Source organism: Pseudomonas brassicae (genome assembly GCF_010671725.1).
Taxonomy (GTDB): Bacteria; Pseudomonadota; Gammaproteobacteria; order Pseudomonadales; family Pseudomonadaceae; genus Aquipseudomonas; species Aquipseudomonas brassicae.
This window is the reverse complement of sequence record NZ_JAAHBU010000003.1, coordinates 1-15,472: the sequence shown is the minus strand read 5'-3', so window position 1 is coordinate 15,472 and position 15,472 is coordinate 1. Positions and strand designations below refer to the sequence as shown.

11 protein-coding genes and 3 pseudogenes are annotated in these 15,472 nt (G+C 63.8%); 8 read left to right on the top strand and 6 right to left on the bottom strand.

Features of this window, described 5'->3' with window-relative positions:
* Positions 1 to 165: 165 nt before the first annotated feature.
* Positions 166 to 2,244, top strand: a complete 2,079-nt coding sequence (locus G3436_RS00415; RefSeq protein ID WP_163940262.1) for a putative bifunctional diguanylate cyclase/phosphodiesterase — start codon at positions 166 to 168, stop codon at positions 2,242 to 2,244.
* A gap of 3 nt (positions 2,245 to 2,247) precedes the next feature.
* Here G3436_RS00415 and G3436_RS00410 read toward each other — a convergent pair.
* A pseudogene (locus tag G3436_RS00410) lies at positions 2,248 to 2,504 on the bottom strand (DUF1652 domain-containing protein).
* 289 nt (positions 2,505 to 2,793) lie between these two features.
* Here G3436_RS00410 and G3436_RS00405 point away from each other — a divergent pair.
* Positions 2,794 to 3,987 carry a pyridoxal phosphate-dependent aminotransferase gene (locus tag G3436_RS00405; protein ID WP_163940260.1) on the top strand — a complete coding sequence of 398 codons (1,194 nt, stop codon included), beginning with the start codon at positions 2,794 to 2,796 and terminating at the stop codon, positions 3,985 to 3,987.
* Here the strand turns inward: G3436_RS00405 and G3436_RS00400 are convergent.
* Entirely contained in the window at positions 3,976 to 4,623 is a 648-nt protein-coding gene (locus G3436_RS00400) for a DUF1345 domain-containing protein (protein WP_163940258.1), read from the bottom strand. The two genes, G3436_RS00405 and G3436_RS00400, sit on opposite strands and share 12 nt — an antisense overlap.
* Before the next feature lie 82 nt (positions 4,624 to 4,705).
* Here G3436_RS00400 and G3436_RS00395 point away from each other — a divergent pair, with 82 nt between their 5' ends.
* Positions 4,706 to 5,377 carry a DUF3313 domain-containing protein gene (locus G3436_RS00395; RefSeq protein WP_163940256.1) on the top strand — a complete coding sequence of 224 codons (672 nt, stop codon included), beginning with the start codon at positions 4,706 to 4,708 and terminating at the stop codon, positions 5,375 to 5,377.
* Positions 5,378 to 5,425: 48 nt separating this feature from the next.
* Here G3436_RS00395 and G3436_RS00390 read toward each other — a convergent pair whose 3' ends face one another.
* Positions 5,426 to 6,505: a GGDEF domain-containing protein gene (locus G3436_RS00390; protein WP_163940254.1), complete on the bottom strand. Its 1,080-nt coding sequence runs from the start codon at positions 6,503 to 6,505 to the stop codon at positions 5,426 to 5,428.
* 124 nt (positions 6,506 to 6,629) lie between these two features.
* Entirely contained in the window at positions 6,630 to 7,541 is a 912-nt protein-coding gene (locus tag G3436_RS00385) for a LysR substrate-binding domain-containing protein (RefSeq protein WP_163940252.1), read from the bottom strand.
* Between the two features lie 98 nt (positions 7,542 to 7,639).
* Here G3436_RS00385 and G3436_RS00380 point away from each other — a divergent pair, with 98 nt between their 5' ends.
* From G3436_RS00380 to yiaY, 3 genes and pseudogenes are all read left to right on the top strand, one after another.
* The gene (locus G3436_RS00380) at positions 7,640 to 8,095 is read left to right on the top strand and encodes a PACE efflux transporter (protein ID WP_163940250.1); all 456 of its coding nucleotides are present in this window, start codon (positions 7,640 to 7,642) and stop codon (positions 8,093 to 8,095) included.
* A gap of 186 nt (positions 8,096 to 8,281) precedes the next feature.
* The gene (ilvA, locus tag G3436_RS00375; protein ID WP_163940248.1) at positions 8,282 to 9,844 is read left to right on the top strand and encodes a threonine ammonia-lyase, biosynthetic; all 1,563 of its coding nucleotides are present in this window, start codon (positions 8,282 to 8,284) and stop codon (positions 9,842 to 9,844) included.
* 78 nt (positions 9,845 to 9,922) lie between these two features.
* Positions 9,923 to 11,072, top strand: a pseudogene (yiaY, locus tag G3436_RS00370) (L-threonine dehydrogenase).
* A gap of 82 nt (positions 11,073 to 11,154) precedes the next feature.
* Here yiaY and G3436_RS00365 read toward each other — a convergent pair.
* The gene (locus tag G3436_RS00365; protein WP_163940246.1) at positions 11,155 to 12,507 is read right to left on the bottom strand and encodes a GntP family permease; all 1,353 of its coding nucleotides are present in this window, start codon (positions 12,505 to 12,507) and stop codon (positions 11,155 to 11,157) included.
* A gap of 98 nt (positions 12,508 to 12,605) precedes the next feature.
* Positions 12,606 to 13,145, bottom strand: a complete 540-nt coding sequence (locus tag G3436_RS00360) for a gluconokinase (RefSeq protein WP_163940244.1) — start codon at positions 13,143 to 13,145, stop codon at positions 12,606 to 12,608.
* Positions 13,146 to 13,351: 206 nt separating this feature from the next.
* On the opposite strand from G3436_RS00360, the pseudogene gntR reads away from it, so the two are divergent.
* Together gntR and G3436_RS00350 are read left to right on the top strand one after the other, a co-directional pair.
* Positions 13,352 to 14,369: pseudogene (gene gntR / locus G3436_RS00355) on the top strand (HTH-type transcriptional regulator GntR).
* A gap of 88 nt (positions 14,370 to 14,457) precedes the next feature.
* A partial coding sequence (locus G3436_RS00350) for a PAS domain-containing protein (protein WP_163940242.1) occupies positions 14,458 to 15,472 on the top strand: 1,015 nt, incomplete at its 3' end.

The following is a 15,472-nucleotide window of genomic DNA, read 5'->3' as shown; positions in this document are numbered from 1 at the left end:
CTGGCTTGCCAGCGAAGGGAGCACTGCAGTGGTTCAGGCTAATGGCCATTCGCCAGAAAAACCCCCGAAGCCGTTTAAACTCCGTGCGTTTCGCTAAAGGTTGAGTACAATCATCGGCTTTTATCCGGGCCGGGACAGCGCCCATTCACCGGGCCTCGAAACGTCATGCTCAACGGTAGTTACTCTCCATCGCTGGTACTGATTTCGCTGTGTGTGGCGATCCTGGCGTCCTATACCGCCCTGGACCTGACCGGGCGCATTGCCACCGCCAAAGGCCGCGCGGCCTACCTGTGGATGGTGGGCGGTGCGTTCGCCCTGGGCACCGGTATCTGGTCGATGCACTTCATCGGCATGCTTGCCTTCAGCCTGCCCATCGAACTGGGTTATGACCTGACACTCACCGTGTTGTCGCTGCTGATCGCGGTGCTCTCCTCAGGCTTTGCCCTGTGGCTGGTCAGCCAGCCGAGCCTGCCCGCCAGGATGCTGGCCCTCGGTGCGTTGATCATGGGGGCCGGCATCAGTTGCATGCACTACACCGGCATGGCCGCGATGCAGATGCAGCCCGGTATCGAGTATGACCCGCTGTTGTTTGCCGCCTCGCTGCTGATCGCGGTGGGGGCTTCGGTGGCCGCCCTGTGGATTGCCTTCCGCCTGCGCCGCAATACCCCCTACGTGCGCCAGATTCGTGGCGGTGCAGCGGTGGTGATGGGCATCGCCATCGTGGGCATGCACTACACCGGCATGGCGGCGGCGAGCTTTGCCGACGGCAGTTTCTGCGGCGCCATCGATAGCGGCTTGAGCGGCAATGGCCTGGATTACCTGGTGCTGATCACCACCCTGGCAGTGTTGGCGGTGGCCTTGCTCACCTCGGTGCTCGATGCCCGCCTGGAGTCGCGCACCGCGGAGCTGGCGCAGTCGTTGACCCTGGCCAACCAGGAACTCACCCAGTTGGCGCTGCACGATACCCTGACCGGGTTGCCCAACCGCACGTTGCTGGCCGATCGTATCGACCAGGCGATCGCCAAGGTGGCGGAGCAGGGCGGTGGCTTTGCGCTGATGTTCATCGACCTGGACGGCTTCAAGCCGGTCAACGATGCCTTTGGCCACCATACCGGCGACCAGTTGCTCAAGGAGGTGGCGCTGCGCCTGCGCGGTCACCTGCACAGCCAGGATACGCTGGCGCGCATCGGTGGCGACGAGTTCGTGCTACTGGTCGAGCTGGGCGAGCCCGAAGATGCCGTGGGCGTGGCCGCCAAGCAGGTCAACCTGGTCTCGCGGCCGTTTCGCGTGGCCGAGCAGAGCCTGCAGATCTCCGCCAGCGTCGGGATCGTGCTGTACCCCGGCAATGGCACCGATCAGCTCGAGCTGCTGCGTAACGCCGATGCGGCGATGTACCACGCCAAAAGTGCGGGCAAGAACGCCTACAGCTTTTTCGATGTGTCGATGAACAGCAACGCGCGGATGCAACTGCAACTGCTGCAGGATCTACGCATAGGCCTGGAGCAGGGCCAGTTCCGTCTGTTCTACCAGCCCAAGTTCGACGCTGTGGGCCGCCGCCCCATCGGCGCAGAAGCCTTGTTGCGCTGGGAGCACCCGCAACACGGGCTGCTGCTGCCGGACCGTTTCATCCAGCTGGCGGAGAAGACCGGGCTGATCATCCCGATTGGCGAATGGGTGCTGGATGAAGCCTGTCGCCAGATGCGTATCTGGATGGACCTGGGGCATGCAGACTGGCGCATTGCCGTGAACCTGTCGGCGATCCAGTTCTGCCATGCCGGGCTGGTCGACAGCGTCGCCGGCACGTTGCAGCGCCACCGCCTGCCCGCCAACAGCCTGACCCTGGAAATCACCGAGACCACGGCCATGCGCGATGCCGATGCCAGCCTGATGGTGCTGCAACGGCTCTCGGACATGGGGGTCGACCTGTCCATCGATGATTTCGGTACCGGCTACTCGAGCCTGATGTACCTCAAGCGCCTGCCGGCCAACGAGCTGAAGATCGATCGCGGGTTTGTGCGTGATCTGGAGCAGGACAGCGACGATGCCGCGATCGTCTCTGCGATCGTGGCGCTGGGCCAGGCGCTGGGGTTGCGGATTGTTGCCGAAGGGGTCGAAACCGATCGCCAGCAGGACTTCCTCACCCGGCTGGGTTGTGATTCGCTGCAAGGCTACCTGCTGGGCCAGCCGATGCCCGCCGAGCGTTTCATGGCCGATATCGAAAAGCTCTCAGTGGCCAGGGCCTGAGGTTCAGGCCGAGCGCAGTGCACAGGAAGGCTGGAACGCATCGAGCTCGGCCTCGACCGCTTCATGATGCGCTCCACGTCGGCGGCCGCCATCAGTGTGGCGCAAGGGATGCCGGCAATTGCCAGCAAGGTTTCGCCCGTGGCCCGGTCGAACAGCCGCGCCACCATGCTGCGCGGGGCGTCCATGCTCGCCTCGAAACCCAGTGGGTGGAAATGCCAACGCATCATCTGGCAGGCGCTGGGGAAAGTCAGTTTGTTCATGCCGGCCTCCTTTGTAGTGCTGAACCGATACCGTCGAGCATGGGCATGCCTGCGGCCACTGAAGGCCGGGCGAGACCCTAACCATAGCACTCCGGTGGTGGATGCAAGGCCCGTATCTGCAGGCTTTTGCCCGATGTATGAGCCGCGTCACACCGGTGCTTGCCACGCAAGCGTTTGCGCCCCGCCAAGTGCAATGGCCCCTTGGCATGTTCTGCTATTTTTACCGGTAATCGGCCCGGATGCCTGGCCTGACCTTTCAGACCAACGGCTTCGTCAAGGAGACACTGCCATGCGCTATTCCGTCCTCACTCAACGCATCGCCGGTGAAGGTGCCGCAGCCTGGGATATTCACTACCGCGCGCTGGAGCTGCAGCAACAGGGGCGCGAGGTGTTCCTGCTGACGGTGGGAGATCCCGATTTCGCCACCCCGGCGCCTGTCGTGGAGGCCGCCATCGACAGCCTGCGCCAGGGCCATACGCACTACTCGGACGTGCGCGGCAGCCTGGCACTGCGCCAGGCCATTGCGCGCCGGCATGCGCGCCAGAGCGGGCAAATGGTGCAGGCGCAGGATGTGGTGGTACTGGCAGGCGCCCAATGCGGGCTGTACGCCGTGGCCCAGTGCCTGCTCGATCCTGGTGACGAAGTGATCGTGGCCGACCCGATGTACCTGACCTACGAAGCCGTGTTCGGGGCATGCGGTGCACGCGTGGTGCCGGTGGCAGCCAGCCCCGAGCGTGGCTTTCGGCTGGCACCGGCCGACATCGCGGCGCACATCACCCCGCGCACCCGCGCGATCCTGGTCAACAGCCCGCACAACCCTTCGGGTGCCAGCCTGGTGCAGGCCAGTTGGGAGCAACTGGCGCGCCTGTGTGTCGAGCACGATCTGTGGCTGATTTGCGATGAGGTCTACAGCGAGTTGCTGTATGACGGTGTGCACTTCTGTGCTTCCAGCCTGCCGGCCCTGGCCGGGCGCTGCGTGACCATCAACAGCCTGTCCAAGTCGCACGCCATGTCGGGCTGGCGGGTCGGCTGGGTGATCGGGCCGCCAGCCCTGGCCGGGCACCTGGAACACCTGGCGTTGTGCATGCTGTACGGCCTGCCGGACTTCATCATGGCGGCCGCCACGGTAGCGCTGGAGCAGGACCTGGAACAGGTGCGACAGATGCGCGACACCTACCGTGAGCGCCGGGACCAGGTCTGCGCGGCGCTTGCGGGCTGCCCGGGGGTGGGGGTGCACAGGCCCGACGGCGGCATGTTCGTGATGCTGGACATACGCTCGACCGGGCTGGGAGCCCAGGCCTTTGCCGAGCGCCTGCTCGAAGAGCATGGCGTGGCCGTGCTGGCAGGCGATGCATTCGGCCCCAGCGCCGCCGGGCACCTGCGCCTGGGGTTGGTGCTGGACAGCCAGCAATTGGTCGAGGCGTGCCGGCGTATTGCGCACTGCGCCGCACAGGTGCTGGAACTGGGGCCTTCAGCTCAATAGGCCAGCAGCAATGTTGATGGTGAAGCCCAGGATCGCCGTGTTGAACACGAAGCCGATCACCGAGTGTGCCAATACCACCCGGCGCAGGCCACGACCGGCGACCCCTACGTCGGAGGTCTGCACCGCGACACTGAGGGTGAAGGAAAAGTAGTGGAAGTCCCAGTAGTCGGGCTCGGCTTCACCATCGGCAAAGCGCAGCGGGGGGCGGGCGTCGCTGCTGGTATAGAACAGGCGCGCGTAATGCAGGCTGAAAACGGTACCGATCAACAGCCATGAGCCGGCCACTGTCAACCCGGTGTACAGGTAATGCAGGGCCCGCGCGGTGCCGTTCAGGCCCTGGCTGCCGGCCAGTTGCAAGGTAACCGCGGCAAGGCTGGCGATGGCCGCGATGCTCACCGTGAACAGCACCAGCCCCGCGTTCTCGTCTTCGATGCAGGCCACCTTGCGCACATGCGCGGGGACGGCGCCCAGGGTCAACCAGAATACCAGTACCAGGTAGGTCCAGACGCCAATGTTCCAACCGGCCAGTATGTGTTGCACGAGGTCGTCGGCCGGCACGAAAAAACCGCCCAGGCAGCCCAGCACTGCGGCCACGCTGAGGCGCGGATGGGTGTGCGCCAGTTTGTGGAAAGCCATGTCGCCTCACGTCGATGGATGCACCGGCAACTGTAGCCTATACCTATGAAGCCTTCCTTCCGGCACCACATGGAGCGACAGCATGAAACGCGCATTGATCATGGGTACGTTGTGCTTGACTGGGTTGGGCCTGGCCGGTTGCTCCAGCAGCACTGTGCAGCCCGACGAGTATTCGGGGTTTCTCAAGGATTACAGCCATCTTAGCGAAAGCAGATCGCCGTCCGGCGCTACCGTGATGCGCTGGATCGATCCCGATCTGAAGGTCGATCGCTACACCAGCGTGTATATCGAACCCAGCCAGCTCTACCCCAAGCCGCAAGCGACCGCTCGCATTCCGCAGAGCACCTTGCAGGGCATCACCCAGTACTATGACCAGGCGCTCAAGCGCGAACTGGGCAAGTCACTGCCATTGGCCAGCGGGCCTGGGCCGGGGGTGATCGTGGTACGCCCGGCGATTACCGCCGTCAGTAGCAAGACCGAAGGCCTCAAGGCGTATGAGGTGATCCCTGTGGCACTGGTGGCGGCGGCGGTGAGTACCGCGTCGGGTATTCGCGACCAGCAGACCGACATCGCCACCGAAGCGCAGTTTCTCGATGGGGGCAGCAACAAGGTGCTGGCCCAGGTGGTGCGCAAGGGCAGTGGCAAACCGCTGGAGAACGACAGCCAGGTGATGAAGCCCGACGATGTGAAGACAGTGCTCGATGGCTGGGCCTCGGACCTGCACCAGTCGTACCTCAAACTCAAGGCACGCTAGGCCTGCTGCCTGCCCATTCGAGTCCACCTCGAATGGGCAGGTGCAAGGTCATTCGGACCACCGCACGACGCGGTCCTTGCCGCTGCGCTTGGCGCTATAGAGCGCCTGGTCGGCCTTGCTCAGGGCCATGCCGATGGTGTCACCCTGCTCGATAGGCGCCAGGCCGATGCTGACGGTCACCGGGTGTTCGCCGCGGTCTTCGCGCACGCGTCGGCACAGGGCGTCGATGCGCTGTTCGGTGGCTGCAGGGTCCAGCCCCCACAGGTAGATCACGAACTCCTCACCGCCCAACCGCGCGTACTCGAACTCGTGCAGGCTTGCCTTGATGTTGGCGGCGATGCGCTTGAGTACCACGTCACCGCTGTCGTGGCCGAACTGGTCGTTGACCCGCTTGAAGTTGTCGACATCCACCATCGCGATGTAGTGCCCGGGCTCGTCGGCGGCGAAGCGCTGGTGCATTTCGGCCTTGGCCATGAACGAGCGCCGGTTGGGGATCTCGGTCAGGGCATCGATATAGGCGTGTTCGAGCAGCATCCTGGACATGCTGAAGTTCTGCAGCTTGGCCTGACGCAGCTTGAGGTAGCTGTACACCGTGAGGCCGGTGATGAACGTGCTGTAGCACAGGATCATGGTACCGCGCAGGTCCAGCAGGTGTGTTTGTGGCACGCTGTAAGGGTTGAGCAGCAGCCAGGTCAGCACCAGGGTCGTGAAGAATGACCAGCGCCGCAGTGGCAGTACCGAGGCACTGTAAAGAATGCTTGAGGCGCCGAGCACCAGCCAGCCCGAGCGCAGGTCTTCGGGGATGCCATCGATCACCAGGCGAATGCCCAGCGCGATCACACCGATGAAGATCAGGTTGAGCACATTGAAGTGTTCGGCCTTGTGCACGAACAGCAGTACCACCGTCAGGCTGGCAAGGACGCCGATGAACACCATCGACAGGTAAGTGAAGCCCTGGCCGCCGATAAAGCTCACCAGCAGATCGAACACCACCCAGATGCCGGTGCTCAGGCCGAAGATCAGCAGGCAGAAGCTGTGCAGGCGTTCGAAATCATGTTGGCGAAAGTCGGCGCGGACTTGGGGTGGGGCAATGTTTTTGCGAACCTGCGCTTCGATAGTCTTGAACATGGCTACCCTGCCAGACGTGCGAAAACGCAGAGCTTACCGTGCCCGGCGGGGAGGGTGAACTGCCCTGGGCTCATGCAACGGCGTGTCAGTGGGCATTTGCCCTGGGCCACAGGCGTAGCGGTGGTCAGCCCGGGTGGTTCGCCGGCACATCACTGTGCATGCGCGCCGCTTGCAACCAATCCAGAAATGCCCGTACCGCCTGCTCGCGCTCGCGCCCCGGCACGCACACCGCACAATAGTGCGCCGCCGGGAGGCGCACATCATCGCGCACCGGCACCAGCACCCCACGCGCCAGGCTGTCGGCCACCAGTACGCTGCTGGCCAGCACCAGGCCATGCCCGGCAATCGCCGCCTGCACGGCATAGTGTTCATCATCGTATTGGTGCCGCCGTGCCCGCGCCAGCCACCCGGGACATCCCGCCAGCTGGCTCCAGTGCTGCCAGTCGATAGGCCGGCCACGGGCGGTCACCCACGGGGCATCGATCAGTTCCAGTGGCTCGCCCGCCCGTGGCAGGCGCCACCCAGGCAGGGCATAGGCCGCGAAGTACTCATCGAACAACGGCTGCTGGTACAGGCTCGGGTCGGGCCTGAACCAGGCGCGGATGGCCAGGTCGATGGACGCGTCGCGGTGCAGATCAACCACCTGGTTGCCGGTGTGCACCTGTACCTGGATCTGCGGGTGAAGTCGGTGAAAGGCACCCAGGCGCGGGATCAGCCATGCACTGGCAAACGCAGCAGTGGTCGTGAGCTTCAACCGAAGCGGGTCTGCGGTTGGCGCAAACGCGGCCAGGCTCTGCTGTATGTCACGCAGGCCCGCATGCACGCGCCGGTATAGCTGTTCGCCGTGTTCGCTCAGTTGTACGCCTTGGCCTGTGCGGTGGAACAGTTGCACGCCCAGCCATGTTTCCAGGCTCTTGACCTGGTGCGACACCGCCGCAGCGGTGACCGCCAACTCGTCTGCCGCGGCCTTGAAACCACCCAGGCGGGCGGCAGCTTCGAAGGTGCGCAGGGCCGTCAGCGGCAGTTTGGCGAACATTGCAATCAACCGAATTGAGGGTGGCTCAATCTAGCTCAATTGAACCCCCGCCTCAATCAGCCTAGCCTGCGCCTCACCCCCCTTCAAAGGAGCCCCCCATGCAAGGCGTCACCCGCAAGATCACCCAGGCCGTGCTGTATGAGCTTGTCGCAGTGGCCTGCGTCGCCCCGGCGGTGGCGCTGGCTTTCGACGCAGGGATGGCCCATTCCACCCTGCTGTCGGTGATCATGTCCGCCATGGCGCTGGGCTGGAACCTGCTCTACAACCATCTGTTCGAGTACTGGGAAGCGCGCCAGGCGCAGCGCAGCCGTACCTTCGTGCGGCGCCTGCTGCATGCCATCGGTTTCGAAGGCGGGCTGGTGCTGATCCTGCTGCCGGTGGTGGCCTGCTGGCTGGACATCAGTCTGTGGGCCGCGCTGGGCACCAACCTGGCGCTGTTCGTGTTCTTCTTCGCCTATGCGTTCGTGTTCCAGTGGGCATTCGACCGGGTGTTCGGCGTGCCCGACTCGGCGCGTGAACGCAATGACCACGCCAGCGTGCCGGCAAATGAATGATTGACTTGGAAAAAGCCCTGGGCTAGTTTCACTGCCATGAGCTTATTCGCAGCGTTGCCATCGCACAGCATTATTACCGCCATTATCAGATTGGCGGGCTAGCGAGCACCTTGCACCTAACCCGCCCTGGAGGCGGTTTTTTCTTTCTACCTCCTGGGCACCTGAAAAAACCACCAGGAGTCACCGATGACCAGCCTTACCGCTTGCCCCAGCACCGCGACGACCGCACCCCACCTGCTGTCGGACTATGTGCGCCGGATTCTTGCCGCGCCGGTGTATGACCTGGCCATCGAAACCCCCTTGCAGCCAGCCCGTGCGTTGTCGGCCGAACTGGGCAACACGGTGCTGCTCAAGCGCGAAGACCTGCAGCCCACCTTTTCCTTCAAGATCCGCGGTGCTTACACGCGCCTCAGCCGCTTGACCACTGCCCAGCGCGAGCGCGGGGTGATCACCGCCTCGGCCGGCAACCATGCCCAGGGCGTGGCGCTGGCGGCGCGCGAGCTGGGCATGCAGGCCACCATCGTCATGCCCACCACCACGCCGGCACTGAAGATTGAGGGCGTTCGTTCGCGTGGCGGGCAGGTGGTGCTGCACGGTGACAGTTTTCCTCGGGCGCTGGCCCATGCGTTGCAGTTGGCCCAGAGCGAGGGCGCGACCTTCGTGCCGCCGTATGATGACCCGGATGTCATTGCCGGCCAGGGCACGGTGGCCATGGAGATCCTGCGCCAGCAACCCGGGGCGCTGGACGCGATCTTCGTACCAGTCGGCGGCGGCGGCCTGATCGCCGGCATCGCCGCCTACGTCAAGTACTTGCGCCCGCAGGTCAAGGTGATCGGCGTCGAACCATATGATTCCAACTGCCTGCAGGCCGCGCTGGCAGCCGGCGAGCGCGTGGTGCTGCCACAGGTCGGCACCTTTGCCGACGGTGTGGCGGTGGCGCAGATCGGTGCGCATTGCTTCGATGTATGTCGCCACTATGTGGACGAGGTCATCACTGTCAGCAGCGATGAGCTGTGCGCCGCGATCAAGGACATCTACGACGACACTCGCTCGATCACCGAACCGTCCGGCGCGCTGGCCGTTGCCGGGATCAAGAAGTATGTGGCCAGCCGTGGTGTGCAGGGCCAGACCCTGGTGGCAATCGATTCGGGTGCCAACGTCAACTTCGACCGCTTGCGCCACGTGGCCGAGCGCGCCGAACTGGGCGAGCAGCGCGAAGCGGTGATCGCGGTGACCATCCCCGAGCAGCCGGGCAGTTTCCGCGCCTTCTGCCAGGCCCTGGGCAAGCGTCAGATCACCGAGTTCAACTACCGCTACCAGCCGGGCAAGGAGGCGCGCCTGTTCGTCGGCGTGCAGACCCACCCGCAGACCGATCCGCGCGCGCAGTTGCTGGCCAGCCTGCACGAGCAAGGCTATGAGGTGCTCGACCTGACCGAGAACGAGCTGGCCAAGTTGCATATCCGCCACACCGTGGGTGGGCATGCAGTGCCGTCGCAAGAGGAGCGGGTGCTGCGCTTCGAGTTCCCCGAGCGCCCGGGGGCCTTGCTCGGGTTTCTGGAGCGGCTGGGCAAGCGCTGGAACATCAGCCTGTTCCATTACCGTAACCATGGCGCCGCCGAAGCACGGGTGTTCGTCGCCCTGCAAGTGCCCGCCGATGAGTTGGCACAGCTACCGGCAAGCCTGCAAGCCATGGGGTATCGGTACTGGGACGAAACCGACAATCCGGCCTATCGGCTGTTTCTTGGCTGAATTTGCCATAGATCAACATGCTCGGGCAGCGACGGGCGGATCCTTGAGGCAGAGAGATAAAGCCTGAGGGATACCGCCATGAGCAGCACGTTTTTCATTCCAGCCGTCAATATCATGGGCATCGACTGCCTCGATGAAGCCATGAGCGCGATTGTCGGCTACGGTTTCGCCAAAGCGTTGATCGTCACCGATGCGGGCTTGGCCAAGGCCGGGGTGGCGCAGCGGATCGCCGAGCAACTGGCCGTGCGTGACATCGATTCGGTGGTGTTCGACGGGGCCAAGCCCAACCCGAGCATTGGCAACGTCGAGCAGGGCCTGGCGCTGCTGCAGCGCGAGCGCTGTGACTTCGTCCTCTCGCTGGGCGGTGGTTCGCCACACGACTGTGCCAAGGGTATTGCGCTGTGCGCCACCAATGGCGGGCATATCAGCGACTACGAGGGGGTCGATCGCTCTGCCAAGCCGCAACTGCCGTTGATTGCGATCAACACCACGGCCGGCACGGCGAGCGAGATGACGCGTTTCTGCATCATCACCGATGAAGCGCGCCACGTGAAAATGGCGATTGTCGACCGCAACGTTACGCCATTGCTGTCGGTCAACGACCCGGCACTGATGGTCGGCATGCCCAAGGGCCTCACCGCCGCCACCGGCATGGACGCGCTGACCCACGCTATCGAGGCGTACGTGTCGACGGCCGCCACGCCAATCACCGATGCCTGCGCGCTCAAAGCCATCGAACTGATCAGCCGCAACCTGCGCCAGGCCGTGGTGGACGGGCACGACCTGACGGCCCGCGAGAACATGGCCTATGCGCAGTTCCTGGCCGGCATGGCGTTCAACAACGCGTCCCTGGGGTTCGTGCATGCGATGGCGCACCAGTTGGGTGGCTTCTATGACCTGCCGCATGGTGTGTGCAACGCGGTGCTGTTGCCACACGTGCAGCGTTTCAACGCGGCGGTGAGTGCCGTGCGCCTGCGCGATGTGGCCCGAGCCATGGGCGTGCCGGTGGACGGGTTGAATGCGGGGCAGGGGGCGGATGCGGCGATCACGGCAATCGTGCAGTTGAGCGATGACATCGAGATCCCGCCGGGCCTGGAAGTGCTGGGCGCCGCGGGTGGAGGATGTGCCGACACTGGCCGCCAACGCGCTGAAGGACGCCTGTGGCCTGACCAACCCACGTCCGGCCAGCCAGGTGGAGATCGAAGCGATCTTCAAGGCGGCCTTCTAAGGCCCTTTCGCCGGCAAGGCCGGCTCTTGCATGCAACCTGTGCAAGAGCCGGCCTCGCCGGCGAAACCGTTACGCAGGTCGATCAGACCACCAGCGACAACAGCATGATGAAGATGATGCCGACCACCGACAGGATGGTTTCCATCATGCTCCAGGTCTTGAAGGTCTCGGCCACGGTCATGTTGAAGTACTGCTTGACCAGCCAGAAACCGGCGTCGTTCACGTGCGACAGGATCAGCGACCCGGCCCCGGTGGCCAGCACCAGCAACTCGCGGTTGACCCCCGGCATCATGCCGATCACCGGCGCAACGATACCGGCCCCGGTAATCGTGGCCACGGTCGCGGAACCGGTGGCAATGCGAATTACCGCCGCCACCAGCCAGGCCAGCATGATCGGCGAGATCTGTGCCTGTACCGCCATCTGGCCGATCACGTTGCCCACACCGGTATCCACCAGCATCTGCTTGAAGCCACCCCCAGCGCCCACGATCAGGACGATTGCAGCGGTGGGTGCAAGGCTCTGGTCGAGCATCTTCATGATCTGCTGACGGCTGAAACCCTGAGCGGCGCCAAAGGTGTAGAAGGCCAGCAGCAGGGCCGCCAGCAACGCGCTGATCGGGTGGCCGATCAGGTCCATCCACTGGCGGAACAGGTGCTCGGCCGGCAGCACCACGTCGGCGAAGGTCTTGAGCAGCATCAGGAACACCGGCAACAGAATGGTGATCAGCGTGACACTGAAGCTGGGCAGTTGCCTGCGATCGCCTTCACGGGCGATCTGGTCCATCAACTCTTGGGACGGCGAGCCGGGGATGTAGCGCGAAATGAAGGTGCCGTACAGCGGCCCGGCGATGATGGCCGTGGGCAAGGCAACGATCAGCCCGTAGAAGATGGTCTTGCCGATATCGGCGTTGAAGATGCCGATCGCCAGCAGCGGCCCCGGGTGTGGCGGCACCAGCCCATGCACCACCGACAGCCCGGCCAGCAGCGGAATACCGATCTTGATCAGCGACACGCCGGTGCGCCGGGCGACGATGAACACCAGCGGGATCAGCAGCACGAAGCCGATTTCGAAGAACAGCGGGATGCCCACCAGAAACGCGGCGAACATCATGGCCCAGTGCACGCGCTGCTTGCCGAAGGCACGAATCAGGGTTTGTGCAATCTGGTCGGCGCCTCCGGAGTCAGCCATCAGCTTGCCCAGCATGGTGCCCAGCGCGAGCACGATGCCGACGAAGCCCAGCACGCCGCCAAAGCCGTCCTGGAATGACTTCATCACCTTGACCACCGGCATGCCTGAGGTCAGGCCCAGGAAACCTGCGGCCAGGGTCAGGGCGACAAAAGGGTGCACCTTGAAGTGGGTGATCAGCAGCACCAGACCGACGATGGTCACCAGTGCATCGAGCAGAAGATAGGTATCAGTTGCCAAACCGAACATGGTTCAGTGCCTCATATTGTCGTTTTTGTGGGCGTTGCATTTACAGCGTAGTTGCTTGAGACAGCGCTATCTTTGGTGAGCCGGCAAAACCGCCCGTATCAGGCCGTTCGCGCAAGTACCGGTTCACCGCAGGGCTTTAGCCAGGTGTCGACCTGCTCGGCGAGTCGCGCAATGGGCAAGGTGGCATCCAGCGCCAGGGTCATGGCTTCGCCACGCGGCGACTCAAGGGCGGCGAACTGGCTTTCGATCAGGCTGGCAGGCATGAAGTGGCCGGGACGCGCCAATACACGGCGCTCGGCTTCCTGCGGGGACAGTTCGAGGAATACGAAGCCCAGTTCGGGTACGGCCTGGCGCAGGGCGTCGCGATAACGTTTTTTCAGTGCAGAGCAGGTGAGGATCGGTCGTTCGCCGGCCTTGATGGTAGCTTGCAGCTCCTCGCCCAGGCGGATCAGCCAACCGGCGCGGTCGTTGTCGTCCAGGGGCGTGCCGGCACTCATCTTGCGAATATTGGCGGCGGGGTGAAAGGCATCGCCTTCGATCAGGCGACCGCCGCTGTGATCGGCAATCGCAGAACCGACGCAGCTCTTGCCGCAGCCAGCCACGCCCATCACCACAATAGCGGACAGGGGAGAGTTCATCGGTACCTCCTGCAGGGCAAGATAGCGCTATCTTTGGCCGGGACTGACAACGTCTCGGCGGCTATCCACCCGAATGTTATTGGTTTTGTAGAAGCAGTTTGGACGCTCATCGCAGCACACCTGCACTTATGCATTGCCTGACGTCTGAGACAGCGCTACCTTAGTGCCCGTTCCCTAATCTTTGCAAGTCGAAAAATAAAATTCCCATGACCCGCATCGGCTCTCGTACTACCGGTCGTCCCACCCTGGCTGAAGTGGCCAGGCTTTCCGGGGTGTCCCCGATTACTGCCTCACGCGCCTTGCGCGGCATCGCCACGGTGGCTCCGGAGCTGGTGCAAAAGGTCAAGGACGCGGCTGCGGCGCTGGGCTACGTGGCCAACCCGGCAGCGCGTGCGCTGGCGTCGGCGCAGAGCCAGTCGGTGGTGGTGCTGATCCCGTCGCTGTCCAACCAGCTGTTCATCGAAACCCTCGAAGCCATCCACGATGTAATGCGCCCGCGCGGCCTGGAAGTGCTGATCGGCAACTTCCACTACGACGTGGCCGAAGAAGAGAACCTGATTCGCAACTACCTGGCCTATCAACCGTGCGGCATTCTGCTGACCGGCTTCGACCGTACCGAGGCCTCCCAGCAGATGCTTTGCGCCAGCGGCGTGCCTGCGTGCACATGATGGAGCTGGGCGGGCCGAGTACGGCAACATCGGTGGGGTTTTCCCAGCAACAGGCCGGGCGTGCCGCCGCCCGGCACCTGATCGAGCGCGGGCGGCGCGCCTGGGCTTTATCGCGGCACAACTGGACCCGCGCGTGATGCAGCGTGCCGACGGATTCCGCCAGGCACTGGATGAGGCCGGGTTGTACGACCCGGCCCTGGAGATGCTGGCACCGCAACCCTCGTCGATCGGCCTGGGGGGGGAACTGTTCAGCCAGTTGCTGGACCGCCATCCGGATGTCGATGGGCTGTTCTTCTGCAACGATGACCTTGCCCAGGGCGCCATTCTGCAAGCCTTGCGCCAGAGCATAGCGGTGCCCGGGCAGGTGGCGATGGTGGGTTTCAACGACCTGCCGGCCTCGGCCCACCTGGTACCGCGGCTGACTTCGATCCGTACTCCGCGAGCGGCGGTGGGGCGTCAGGCCGCCCAGGCACTGCTGGCGTTGCTCGACGGCAAGAGCGGGCAGCCGCGGACCCAGGACCTGGGGTTCGAGCTGGTGGTCCGCGAAAGCAGTTGAAGGCAAGCGATCAACGGTGATGGCAGTAGGCTTGCACCGGGACAGGGGGGATCTATGCTCAGCAAATCCGCCAATGGAGTGGTCCCTCATGTTCAACGCCCACCGCAAGTCCGACCTGGCCGAAATAGAGCGTTGCACTCAGGCGCTGTCCGATTCCAATGCCAAACTGGCAGCCATTGGCCGGTCCATGGCGATGATCGAGTTCAGCCCTGACGGTATCATCCTCGATGCCAATGAGAACTTCTGCAAAACCATGGGCTACAGCGCCGAGGAGATCCGTGGCAAGCATCATCGGCTGTTCTGCGAAGAGCGCTACGCCAAAACCGATGGCTACCGCCAGCTATGGCGCGATCTGGCCCGCGGCGAAGCCCGCAGCGGCACCTTCCTGCGCCTGAACAAGGCGCACCAGGACGTGTGGCTGGAAGCCAGCTATATGCCGGTTTTCGGCGCTGGCCAGCAGGTCACCAGCGTGATCAAGGTGGCGTCTGACATCACCCGGCGCGTGAGCGAAGAACATGAGCACGACAGCCTGCTCAAGGCCATCAGCCGTTCCATGGCGACGATCGAGTTTACCCCCGAGGGGCATGTGATCAGCGCCAACGACAACTTTCTCAAAACCATGCACTATCGCGCCGAGGAAGTGGTCGGGCAACACCACCGCCTGTTCTGCCACCGCAGCGAAAGCGAGTCGAGCGCCTACAAGGCATTCTGGGCCTCGCTCAACCGGGGCGAGTACCACTCGCATCGTTTTGAACGGGTCAACAAGCTCGGCCAGATGGTCTACCTGGAGGCTTCCTATAACCCGATTTTCGATACCCGCGGGCGCCTCTACAAGGTGGTCAAGTTCGCCAGCGACATCACCCAGCAGGTGTGTACCCAGCAGACGGCGGCCGAGGCCGCCCACGCTACCTCGGTGCAGAATGATGCCTGCGCGCGCAAGGGCTCGGAGGTGGTGCAGCATACGGTGCAGGTGATCGAGGAGATCTCCCGCGAGCTCAATGCCGCGGCGCGCAGCATTGACGCCGTGAGCAAACAGTCGGAACTGATCGGGCAGATTGTGCAGACCATTCGCAGCATCGCCGACCAGACCAACCTGCTGGCGC